At 55.0% G+C, this 11,926-nt stretch carries 10 protein-coding genes; 3 read left to right on the top strand and 7 right to left on the bottom strand.

Going from position 1 to position 11,926, the window contains the following annotated elements:
- Positions 1–178 precede the first annotated feature (178 nt).
- From fadE to HV037_RS19170, 3 genes are all read left to right on the top strand, one after another.
- Positions 179–2,623 carry an acyl-CoA dehydrogenase FadE gene (gene fadE, locus HV037_RS19160; protein ID WP_103283491.1) on the top strand — a complete coding sequence of 815 codons (2,445 nt, stop codon included), beginning with the start codon at positions 179–181 and terminating at the stop codon, positions 2,621–2,623.
- A gap of 110 nt (positions 2,624–2,733) precedes the next feature.
- Positions 2,734–3,501 carry an amidohydrolase gene (locus tag HV037_RS19165; RefSeq protein ID WP_016151813.1) on the top strand — a complete coding sequence of 256 codons (768 nt, stop codon included), beginning with the start codon at positions 2,734–2,736 and terminating at the stop codon, positions 3,499–3,501.
- Between the two features lie 178 nt (positions 3,502–3,679).
- Positions 3,680–4,090: a Spy/CpxP family protein refolding chaperone gene (locus HV037_RS19170; protein WP_016155758.1), complete on the top strand. Its 411-nt coding sequence runs from the start codon at positions 3,680–3,682 to the stop codon at positions 4,088–4,090.
- A 15-nt stretch (positions 4,091–4,105) separates the two neighbouring features.
- On the opposite strand, the gene HV037_RS19175 is transcribed toward HV037_RS19170, so the two are convergent.
- Genes HV037_RS19175 through HV037_RS19205 form a run of 7 tightly spaced genes read right to left on the bottom strand, consistent with a single transcriptional unit; the run spans position 4,106 to position 11,917 of the window.
- The gene (locus tag HV037_RS19175) at positions 4,106–4,825 is read right to left on the bottom strand and encodes an EAL domain-containing protein (RefSeq protein ID WP_016155757.1); all 720 of its coding nucleotides are present in this window, start codon (positions 4,823–4,825) and stop codon (positions 4,106–4,108) included.
- A 1-nt stretch (position 4,826) separates the two neighbouring features.
- On the bottom strand, positions 4,827–6,410 hold the full coding sequence (locus HV037_RS19180) for a Wzy polymerase domain-containing protein (protein WP_103283490.1): 1,584 nt from the start codon (positions 6,408–6,410) through the stop codon (positions 4,827–4,829).
- A 1-nt stretch (position 6,411) separates the two neighbouring features.
- Positions 6,412–6,954 carry a fimbrial protein gene (locus HV037_RS19185; protein WP_016155755.1) on the bottom strand — a complete coding sequence of 181 codons (543 nt, stop codon included), beginning with the start codon at positions 6,952–6,954 and terminating at the stop codon, positions 6,412–6,414.
- A 9-nt stretch (positions 6,955–6,963) separates the two neighbouring features.
- Complete coding sequence (locus HV037_RS19190; protein WP_016155754.1) at positions 6,964–8,028, bottom strand: fimbrial protein; 1,065 nt, start codon at positions 8,026–8,028, stop codon at positions 6,964–6,966.
- The gene (locus HV037_RS19195) at positions 8,025–8,630 is read right to left on the bottom strand and encodes a fimbrial protein (RefSeq protein ID WP_103283489.1); all 606 of its coding nucleotides are present in this window, start codon (positions 8,628–8,630) and stop codon (positions 8,025–8,027) included. The genes HV037_RS19190 and HV037_RS19195 overlap by 4 nt, the downstream gene beginning before the upstream one ends.
- A 12-nt stretch (positions 8,631–8,642) precedes the next feature.
- Positions 8,643–9,419 (bottom strand): fimbria/pilus periplasmic chaperone, encoded by a 777-nt coding sequence (locus HV037_RS19200; protein ID WP_019076064.1) that lies wholly within the window; start codon positions 9,417–9,419, stop codon positions 8,643–8,645.
- A 26-nt stretch (positions 9,420–9,445) separates the two neighbouring features.
- Entirely contained in the window at positions 9,446–11,917 is a 2,472-nt protein-coding gene (locus HV037_RS19205; RefSeq protein ID WP_016155751.1) for a fimbria/pilus outer membrane usher protein, read from the bottom strand.
- Positions 11,918–11,926 lie beyond the last annotated feature (9 nt).

Consider the following 11,926-nt stretch of genomic DNA (forward strand, 5'->3'; position numbering starts at 1 on the left):
CGAGAAGTACAAGCCACAGGAATGGCTGCGGCTTTTGATTTTTTGTGCCGGTTAAAACAGCAACAATGTGAGCTTTGTTGTAATTATTTTGTAAACACATTGCTAAAAGAATTTACATCCACTACAACCATATCATCACAAGTGGTCAGACCTCCTACAAGCAAGGGAGCTTTTCGTTATGATGATTTTGAGTATTATCGCTACGGTTGTTCTGCTCAGCGTTCTGTTTTATCACCGCGTGAGCTTATTACTCAGCAGCTTAATTTTGCTCGCCTGGACAGCTGCGCTTGGCGTGGTTGGCCTGTGGTCAATCTGGCTGCTGGTTCCTCTGGCCATTCTCCTCGTACCGTTTAACTTTACGCCAATGCGCAAATCCATGATCTCTGCGCCAGTGTTCCGCGGTTTCCGTAAAGTCATGCCGCCGATGTCGCGTACTGAGAAAGAGGCGATTGATGCCGGTACAACCTGGTGGGAAGGCGACCTGTTCCAGGGCAAGCCAGACTGGAAAAAACTGCATAACTATCCTCAGCCGCATCTGACAGCTGAAGAACAAGCGTTTATTGACGGCCCGGTGGAAGAAGCCTGCCGCATGGCGAATGACTTCCAGATCACCCATGAACTCGCGGATCTGCCGCCGGAACTGTGGGCGTATCTGAAAGAGCACCGCTTCTTCGCGATGATCATTAAGAAAGAGTACGGCGGGCTGGAATTCTCCGCATATGCTCAGGCTCGCGTTCTGCAGAAACTCTCCGGCGTTTCCGGGATCCTGGCGATCACCGTTGGCGTACCTAACTCCTTAGGCCCTGGCGAACTGCTGCAGCATTACGGCACCGAAGAGCAGAAGAATCATTACCTGCCGCGTCTGGCACGTGGTCAGGAGATCCCCTGCTTTGCTCTGACCAGCCCGGAAGCGGGTTCCGACGCAGGCGCGATCCCTGATACCGGCGTGGTTTGTATGGGCGACTGGCAGGGCCAGCAGGTGCTGGGTATGCGCCTGACCTGGAATAAGCGTTATATCACCCTAGCGCCTATCGCTACCGTACTGGGTCTGGCATTTAAACTCTCCGACCCGGAAAAACTGCTGGGTGGTGAAGAAGATCTCGGCATTACCTGTGCGCTGATCCCAACGTCAACCCCAGGCGTACAAATTGGGCGTCGACACTTCCCGCTGAACGTGCCGTTCCAGAACGGTCCGACGCTGGGCAAAGATGTCTTCGTGCCGATTGATTACATCATCGGTGGCCCAAAAATGGCCGGTCAGGGCTGGCGCATGCTGGTGGAATGTCTGTCCGTGGGACGCGGTATTACCCTGCCGTCTAACTCGACGGGCGGCGTGAAATCGGTCGCAATGGCAACCGGCGCGTATGCGCATATTCGTCGCCAGTTCAAAATCTCTATCGGTAAGATGGAAGGTATTGAAGAGCCGTTGGCACGTATTGCGGGTAACGCGTACGTGATGGATGCAGCGGCGTCGCTGATTACCTACGGTATTATGCTGGGTGAAAAACCGGCGGTGCTGTCGGCCATCGTGAAGTATCACTGTACCCACCGTGGACAGCAGTCAATCATCGATGCAATGGATATTACTGGCGGTAAAGGCATTATGCTTGGCGAAAGCAACTTCCTCGCCCGTGCTTATCAGGGCGCGCCTATCGCCATTACCGTAGAAGGTGCCAACATTCTGACCCGGAGCATGATGATCTTCGGTCAGGGGGCGATTCGCTGCCATCCGTACGTTCTGGAAGAGATGGCCGCGGCACAGAGTAACGATGTGAATGCGTTCGACAAGCTGCTGTTCAAACACATCGGCCACGTCGGCAGTAACAAAGTGCGCAGCTTCTGGTTGGGCCTGACGCGCGGCTTAACCAGCAGCACGCCAACCGGCGATGCGACCAAACGTTACTACCAACATCTGAACCGTCTGAGCGCTAACCTGGCACTGCTTTCGGATGTCTCCATGGCCGTACTGGGCGGTAGCCTGAAGCGCCGTGAACGTATCTCCGCGCGTCTGGGCGATGTGTTAAGTCAGCTGTATCTGGCCTCCGCGGTACTGAAGCGTTATGACGATGAAGGCCGTAATGAAGCAGACCTGCCGTTGGTTCACTGGGGCGTTCAGGATGCGTTGTACAAAGCGGAACAGGCGATGGACGACCTGCTGAAAAACTTCCCGAACCGACTGGTCGCGGGCCTGCTGAGTGTGGTTATCTTCCCTACCGGTCGCCACTACCATGCACCGTCTGACAAGCTGGATCATAAAGTCGCGAAGATTCTGCAGGTTCCGAGCGCCACCCGTTCTCGCCTTGGTCGTGGTCAATACCTGACGCCGAGCGAGTATAACCCGGTAGGTTTGCTGGAAGAGGCTTTGCTGGATGTGATTGCAGCCGACCCTATCCACCAGCGGATCTGCAAAGAGCTGGGTAAAAACCTGCCGTTTACCCGCCTGGATGAACTGGCGCACAATGCGCTGGCTAAAGGGCTGATTGATAAAGACGAAGCCGCAATTCTGGTGAAAGCCGAAGCGAGTCGTCTGCGTAGCATCAACGTGGATGACTTTGAACCCGAGGCGCTGGCGACTCAGCCGGTAAAGCTGCCAGAGAAGGTGCGTAAAGTCGAAGCCGCGTAACGACACACGCACAACGTTTAGCCCCGCTTAATGCGGGGCTTTTTATTGCCACATTTCCGTTAGAGCTCATGCTACAGTGTCAAAATGTTGTTCAATGAGGAGCCTCGATCGTGCCCGGTTTGAAAATTACTCTGCTGCAACAACCGCTGATCTGGATGGATGGCCCGGCCAACCTGCGCCATTTCGACCGCCAACTGGAAACCGTCACCGGACGTGATGTCATTGTGTTACCTGAAATGTTTACCAGCGGATTTGCCATGGAAGCGGCAAGCAAATCGCTGCCGCAGGAAGAGGTTGTCAGTTGGATGCGCACTAAGGCGCAACAGACGAACGCCCTTATAGCAGGCAGCGCCGCTCTCCTGTCTGAACGTGGCCCGGTAAACCGCTTTTTGCTGGTCGAACCCGAAGGTAATGTCCATTTCTATGACAAGCGCCACCTGTTCCGCATGGCGGATGAACATCAACATTATCAGGCGGGTGACGCGCGGGTTATTTTTGAATGGCGCGGCTGGCGCATTCTGCCGTTGGTCTGTTATGACCTGCGTTTTCCGGTATGGTCGCGCAACCGCAACGATTACGACCTGGCATTGTATGTCGCCAACTGGCCGGCGCCTCGTTCGCTACACTGGCAGGTTCTGCTCACCGCGCGGGCAATTGAGAACCAGGCTTATGTAGCAGGATGTAACCGCGTGGGTACTGACGGTAACGGCCATCATTATCGCGGTGACAGCCGGGTGATTAATCCGCAGGGGGAGATTATTGCCACCGCCGAGCCGCATCAGGCTACGCGCATTGACGCTGAACTGTCACTCTCGGCGCTGCGCGAGTACCGCGAGAAGTTCCCCGCCTGGCAGGACGCTGACCCGTTCACGCTGTAGATATCGCCTTCCCTCCCGCTGCACAACGTTTTCCGTAGCGGGATTGTTTCACTCCGTAACCAACCGCAAAACAAATTCGCGTGGCGACGTGTTTCGGGCATCGTATTCTGCAAAGGATAATCACTCGTCACCAGCGAGTGACAGACAATGTTAATAATTCCCTTATCAGGATCCCGAAATGAAGAACTTCGTACGCATGACTTTGCTGGCGGCAACCGTGGCTGGCGCTTCTTTTAGCACGCTTGCAGCAAACGTATCCAATGTACCCGCACCAGCTCAGGACCCGGTAGTTCAGCACCTTAAACTGAGCACTGACCAGGTTGCGCAGATTAAAAAACTGCACCAGCAGCTTGAAACCAACGTTAGCCAGATATCGGTGAAGGATGTTAAAGACGGCGCGTTGATTGACGTCATCAAGTCCGGGAAATGGGATGAAGCCGCCGTCAAAAAACAGCTTTCCGCCTTCAGCAATATCGAACAGCAGGCGCGTTATTACCGCGTGAAATACTATTTCGACCTGAACAAAGTACTGACCCCAGAACAGCGCCAGCAGGTGCAAAAAGATATCGCACAGACGCTGAGCGAATAATGACCATGGCCTGAATCAGCAATGATTCAGGCCTTTCGGTAATACTTCCTGCTCGAACAAAAATCCCTGCACAGCATCTGCGCCGCTCATACGGCAAATGGCGTAATCCTGCGGCGTTTCCACCCCCTCGATCACAACCCGTTCTCCCAGCCCGCGAAATTGATTGACCAGTACCCTTAACTGCCAATCCGACGTCCTGAACTGATGAAACATTCCGCTTTCAATTTTGATGGCATCGAAACGGATGCCAGACAGTCGCCAAACAAAAAATAGCTCAGGCGAAACATCATCCAGCCACACGCGAAACCCGTGACGCACCAGGGTTTTAACGGCAATGCATACGGCCTGCTGTTCTGCCTTTTCCAGTCGCATCATGGTGCCAGGATCCTGTATTTCGATAACAATCCGCCCCTGATGCGCCTGCCGGGCGAGCTGCGCAATCCACGACAGACAGGTCAGCATCCTGACGGATAAATTCAGCGAATAACTTCCTGAGAGTGCCAGTACCTGCCGCATTTGCCACAGAAATAGCTGCTGTTTTGCGGTGATGGAAAGGTGCTTGAAAAAAAGATCGAGCGGTAGCGGCGTGCGTACCTGACTTAACACCTCACAGACATCCAGCGATGCATCATCAAAAAAATGGATGCGCTGCAAACGGATCCCGGTGATCCGCAGCAGCTCGGCGTTGCGGGGAAGCTCTGGCACATGGCGGGTCTGTTCGCTGAATCTGTTCATATCATTCCATTTTTTGATTGAAAGGACGTCGTGCATCCTGCAGCCACGGGATACGGCGATCGTTCGGGTATGTCAGGTAAAAGCGCGTCGCCAGACGATGCGCCTCAGGTAGGTCGCGCTGCTGTAACGCCAGCAAGATTTGCGTGAAGGAGACATTCGGGTCTGGGTGAACACGCACATAGTCAGGCGCCCAGCGGCGAACCGCTTCCAGCCAGCGAGCATCCCGGGTACGCTGATACCGTTGCAGATACCCCATCTGAACATCAAACCGGTAGCGAGGGGCAAGGAGCCAGCCTCCTACCGGGAGCGACTCGGCCAGACGCCACTGCGCTGACTGCCGCTCCGCCAGCGTCAACTGCTGTTGCGTGTGCAGTGAGAGAAGCAACAGTGGCGTGAAGGTTAAAAACGAGATCAATGCCAGCGCACGAATCAGCGACGTCGACGTAAGCGTCAGGCGAGCCCCTTTTAGCGGGCTATCTGCACAACGAAGCAGCAGGATCAGCAGTAACCAGTGTGGTGTTGACTGCCTGGCGGGGTATTCCGTCAACATATGAATGACCACCGGCAGCGCCGCCACCAGACAAGCGCGACGCCAGCGATTTCCGTGCATCCACAGCCAGAAGCCCCCCGTAATAAAGCACAGCGCCCCCGCACGTTCGAGAAACACGGCGGCAAAACTGCCCACGCCCCACCCCGTCCACGGGCGTTCGGCAAATAATGCCAGTGACGTTTTAAGCACCGTCCAGCGCACCTGGGAAGTGGTCAGGTGATCGACTGTAGCAACGGACAAAAAATAGCGAGCGAGCGTGCCCGCCACCATGCCTAACGCCAGCGGCAGCAGAAGTAGCAACAACATACGGCGTTGCGCCGGGAAAACCACCAGCAGCAAGACTTCACCTACCACCACAGACACATAGCCGGTTTGCGACTGGGATTCATGCAGCACAAAGCCCATCATCACCAGGGCAATCCCGATGACAATTCGATATCTGTCGCGTAGCCGTAAAAAGAGCGGAGCTGACAGCAGCACACCAGATGCAGTGAAGCTGGCCATCAGATTGACCTGCTGAAAAATACCGTAGGGCCGCGTACCGCGTCGCCAGGCAAACTCCCAGTAATCAACACCCGGCAAATGCCAGTACTGATACAAAAACGCCAGACATTCGATGACGCACGCGCCCCATAGCAGAGTCAGCAGTACCGTCAGGGTGTTTGCCGCAAGCGGAATCTGTAATGTCACCAGATAGACGAGCACGCCTCCCAGCAGCGCCCCTGCGACCAGCTGCGCCTCGAACTGCCAGACGCCAGGCGTCAGCAGACAAAGCAGCGTCAGGATGAGCGCCCCCATCGAAAAAACCGTGGCGGGGACAGTGATACGCCAGCGTTGACGAGGCACCAGCACTGATGCGCTTGCAGCCAGCACAACGGCATAAATCCAGCTCGTAATATTAAGCGGCAACGACAGACCGCTGCCGCCGTTATTCGGCCAGTAGAGATGCATTACCCCACACCAGAAAAACAGACTAATAACGAGCAATAATTTCTGCGCAGGCAGCGGGGCAATACGATTCATTGCGTTCATCATGCTACTGGTAGTTCAGTGTCCAGGTCCCGCTGGCGCTGAACGGACCGTATTCGAGAGACTGATTTTTTATCGCCGACGGCTCTGCTGCGACCCACGCCCAAAAATTTAGCGTCATCGAGCCTGCAGTTATCTCTTTGACTGACGTGCTCTCATCAAGGCGAATTGCCGTGCCGTCCTCTTCGCTCATCCCAATACCGATCCCAGTCGCGCCACCCTGTTCACTGCTATCCAGCGCCAGATGATCGTCCAGTTCAGCATCCTCACTACCACTGAAAGTGACCGAGATCCCGCGAAAAACCTCGGGGTTGCAGTCGCGTAGCTGAATGCTGAATTTTTCCGGCTTACTGCGCCCCGAGAGATAGAGATCCTGCGTCGCGATTTGCCCGAAATCGACCTCGATTTTGTCGCCTCCTGGTGCCAGGCTGCAGGCCAGCGCTCTGATAGTGCCGTGAAAATACATATCACCGCCGACCAGTTTGGTGTCGGCCTGCGCCATGCCGCCAAGCAGTAACACACCGATCGCGAATAACGCCGAAAATCTCATGGCATCCCCCTACTGAAACTGCGCAACAACGGTGGCAGAGGCTTCAAACTCACCTTCCTTAACGCTTCCCACGCCCGGCTTTGCCACCGGTGCAGCGGTGAGATTCCAGTCGCCCTGATTCTGGTAAAAACCTTTCACGTTATAGAATTGATTGGGCACGACGGTGCCACCGCTCTCGTCTTTAAGCATAATGCCGAGATCGTCGCGCTTTTGTCCGCCGCTCAGCGTGCCGAGGAGATGATCGTTGAACCCCGCAGTGCCTGACGCCGTGGTAGTTTGTACGCCAAGATTAATGTTCAGCGCGCCCTGATCGAAGCTGCCGCCTTCACAAACAACATGAATGGGGATCGACTTGCTGTAGTTAGTGCCATTGAGCCGGGCAGCGGATCCTGGCAGATCGCCAAACTCAATACTGATTTTGTCTCCCCGGTTGAAGGTGCATTTGTCCGGTACGGTAATCAGCCCGGATTTAATCACCACACGGGAAATCGCCGTAGTGGGCGTAGGTCCCGCGCTCCCCATGCGCCCGGCAACCTCCACCAGCGATTGGGAAGTGATATTGATGCCGTTGATAATGGGTTTAGTGACAATAAACGTCACTTTCCCTTTTGAACCACTTTCAACGTTAGTGGCGCGCGTGTAGCCCTTGCGCTTTTTGCAAGTGTTATTGCTGTTGCGGTTTGAAACGTTGGTAAAAGGCGCCTGAACATACTGTTTATAGCCCCCGGCAACCCACACCTGCACTTCCACATCCAGATACTCATTTAGCCGAAAACGGTTCGCCCCCTGATTTGAAGGCGGCATCGTAGTCGTGGTGGTGTAGTAAATCGGCGACCGGGAGATGTCAGCCTGCTCGCAATAGAAATTCACCACATACCAACTGCCCAGATTCCAGGTAAACGGATCCGTTCTGCCACCCACGTGGTTTTTACTGACATCCAGCGAGCTCAATTCGATATCGTACTGATGCGGCGACCCGCCCTCCGGCTCACCTTCCCCCTGTGTAAATGCCTGCCCGGCCAGTGGACAGCCAGCCAGGGCAACCCACAACAGCGCTTTGCGTAATACGCTCATAGATACTCCAGCTTAAGTCTCACCAGGCCGTTAAATTCTCCGGCAGTCACCTCTGGCCCAAAAGATTCCAGCGTGGCCAGAAAGTGAATGGCGTTATCGCCTGGTTTGAGGATCCACATACGTTGCGGTTGGTTCAGATGGATCAGCTGATTACGCTCGGTCAGTAGCCGAATGCCCGCGCCGCGCACATCACCACGAATACGCCCCAGGTCACTGTTTTCCGGCGCGCCTTCGGCCATCAGCGTCATAGAAACGCCACGTTCCACCGTGCTGTGCGCCAGCTCAGGCATTTCGCTGGTCTGCCCGGGGAAATCCCTCAGGGTATGACCAGAGCCCTTTAAGCAGCCGTTCAGGTACAGCGTGACCAACACCGGTTCGCTGCGATCGCCGCCCTGGCGAAACCGACTGGCGGAAATATCACCAAGATTGATGATCTGATCGCGTGAGGCCATATCCAGCACGCACGGCGACACGTAGACCCGGCCGTGAAAGCGGACGTTGCCATACTCACCGGACACGTTGCTCATATCCTGGCGGCCGCTGGTGGCCTGAACCTGCCAGGCCATGCCCGCCATCAGCAGGGCGCAAAGCATCTTTTTCATTTACGATTCCTGTTACCGGGGCTGTTGCTCCATCGGCAATGCTTTACATACATTGCCTGTGCAGCTGAATTTCAGTTCGGGATGACCGCCAAAATCGTTCACGTACATCATGCTGAACTGGCTGACGCTGCCGTCCGTGACGCTGAAATCGAGAGAGGATTTTGGTGAGACCATAACGCCGGGGAAGTCGGTCAATCTGCCGCCTCCCTGCGCTTCTGGCTTGCGGCTTAAGCCGATTAAGGTGACGAAGTAAGGCGTTGGGTTATCCACACGCCAGCGCTGGCCCTGCTTGTGAAAGACCAGTTGGTTTTGCCACACGGCGCCCGGCGTTTCCGGCACAATGGCGGCCGGACGGTAGAACAATTTGATGCGCGACTGCATCGCCAGTTGCAGCACGTTCGGCTTATCCGGTTTAGGCGGAATTTCACGTACGTTCAGGTAGAACAAGCTCTCGCGATCCTGCGGCAGGGCGTTGATCCCGCTGGTTTTCGTCACGCGGGCAATTCCCTTTTGCCCGCCGTTAATTCGTTGCAGCGGCGGTAAGACCATCAGCGGCGAGGTAATTTTTGTTCCGTTGGCATCTTCCACCCACGACTGAGCCAGAAACGGAATGCTCGGGCTGGTATTGGTTAAGTTCGCACTGACTGAGCGCGCATCACCAGTGATGATCATGCGAGTACGGTCGAGCGCAATACCCGCCCATGAGGTGTTGATCTCTGCAATCAAAAGCAGGCCACAGGCCACGGGTTTAAGCCAACGCTGCACGGAGTAAAAAGCTTGATTATTCATGACAAAATTCATTCAGGTTATTGAAATTATTCACAAGGCAACAGCACGTTACCTTCCGGGTTGATTTGTTGTGGCACCTGTAAGTGGCACTGCGCACGGCCAGCCCAGGCAACGGAAAGACGCTCAGCCGGATTCACACCCGCAATCCAGGCCATACCGTTTTCCATTACCATGGCGACGCTAACGCCGTTAGCGTTAAACACTTCGGCGCCAAACGGCGGTACCGAACCATCCTTCAGGCGCAGCAGCGCCATCATTTTTTGCCCCTGCGCCACGGCAAAATGCTGGTAGCCAATCGCTCCTTCCGTCAGGGTGTTGGTCACGATGGCTTTAGTCGCGGAAATGTCCTCGTCCATTGCGTCCACATCGATACGGGTATCAAAGCTGTGATAGCTAACGACGTCCGGTACGACGGCAATACCGAAGCGGTTTGAGTGCGCCTGTTCGCCGTTCAGCGGCACGTTCGCCACCCCGTCGGTATCAACCATCACTCTGGCGGTATTCATCGACGCCTGGCTGTTGTGCAGCGCCGCACCGTGACGCGTCGCGGTAAAGCCGCCGCGCATCGTGCCGCCAACGGAGAAATAACGTGATTGCTGCCAGCTGACGTTAGATTCCAGTTCCGCCATCATGCTGCGGTGCTTGTAATAGCCATCAAATGCCGTACGCCCTTCACCGGAAACCCCTGTGCGCAAACGCCACGGATTGTTACGGTCACGGTTATCGGAATACGAAACCATCTGGCTGGTCTGGTTGCCGCTGTTCTGCAATTCGTAATCCATAGAGCGGCCATCGCTCCATGGCACCGAGATTGAAAGCGAAAGACTGTCGTCTCGTTTGCCCTGATACTCAGAGCGGTAAGCCGCAACGTTGGCGCTGATCCCCTGGATGCCAGCAAATGAAAAGCTGTGCCCCATCGATAATCCGTAACGATCCTGGGAACCGCGATCCCAATAGTTCTGGTGGGTATAGGTCAGGTACAGCGTGGTCGCTAATAGTGGGTCGTCAGCAAAGAAGGTTTTGTTGCCGGTGATGGTGTACATCTCTTTTTCGTTGCCGGCACTGTTGTTATTTTCATACTGCTCGTCGAGAAACTGCGAGAAAGTGCGGAAGTTACGCTGTGAGAAGCGGTAACCGGCAAAGGTGATGGCGCTGTTGTACTCATCAAAAGTTTTGGCGTAGCTGAGCTTAAAAGACATGCCTTTTTGTTCAGCCTGATGCTTTACCCGACTCACGGATTGCGTCGCATCAGCCGACAGCGCCCCCAGCCAGCTCAAGTCCCGCCCAATCCCCATCGACCAGGCGTTATAGCGATCGCCAGTCAGCAGCGCGCCGCCGTACAGCGACCAGGCATTGCTGACCCCCCATGAAAAATCACCGCTATAAAATGCAGGCCCCTGAACGTCGTGGTTATAACGCGATGGCTTCCCGACCGCGGCGTTGTAGCGCACATAGCCTGGTCGCGTCAGGTAAGGAATATCGGCCGTATTGACCTGAAAAGTGTGTACGCTGCCATCCTGCTCCTCGACGCGAACATCCAGCGTGCCGCGTACCGAACCGTGCAGATCCTGAATATTAAATGGCCCTGCAGGAACGGTGGTTTGATAGATAACACGGCCCTGCTGACTGACGGTAACCTTCGCATTGCTGCGGGCGATGCCGTGCACTTCAGGCGCGTAGCCCTGCAAATTCGGTGGCAACATACGCTCGTCGCTGGCGAGGTTAGCCCCGGTGAAACGTACCGAATCAAAAACCTGAGAATTCAGGTAGATTTCGCCGACCGTCAGTTTTGCAGCCTGCATCGGCAACGGTCGATAGGCATAGATCTGATCCCAGTCGATACGGCCGCGATTATCATCCGAAGCGTAATTGGCCTGATACTGGCCACGAAATCGCCACGCGCCGAGGTTAAAACCTGTCTGCCCATAGCCAGACAGAGAGCGATAACGATCGCCGCCCTGTTCATAATGTGTGGCCTGGCCCGAGACGCTGTAGTCAAAAATCAGCCCCGCGACGCCGTTATCCCAGCGTTCCGGTGGCGTCCAGTCTGGATCGGTATATTTCATCCACGCCTGAGGCACGATAATGTCCAGTACGCCTGCGCTATTATTCAACGCCACACCCGGCAGGCGGGAAATGTCATAGCAGGTCGCGCTAATCGGATGAATATAGGCCAGCGCTTCTTCTTTGAGCGCCAGTAATTCGAGTTGTTGCGGGGTCAGACATGCCATGGATTTATGCGGGTTGGCAGGATCGACGATATAACGGATCGACTGCTGTGGAATCTCCTGGCTGTTAATACGAACATCCAGCAGATATTCTCCGGGAGTCACAAAGTTGCCTTCGGAAAAACGCTGCAAATCGACATTGTGCCTGTCACTGGCATCCAGTACGTCGGTATTAAATTCAATGGCCTCATCCGCTTCAGCCCATGAAGAGGCACAGACCAGAGCAATAAAAAGCGCCAGACGTTTTTTATCTGTTTTCAGCGTGATCATTTTCGTTCG

It is taken from the genome of Citrobacter sp. RHBSTW-00017, from assembly GCF_013797615.1.
GTDB lineage: Bacteria > Pseudomonadota > Gammaproteobacteria > Enterobacterales > Enterobacteriaceae > Citrobacter > Citrobacter braakii.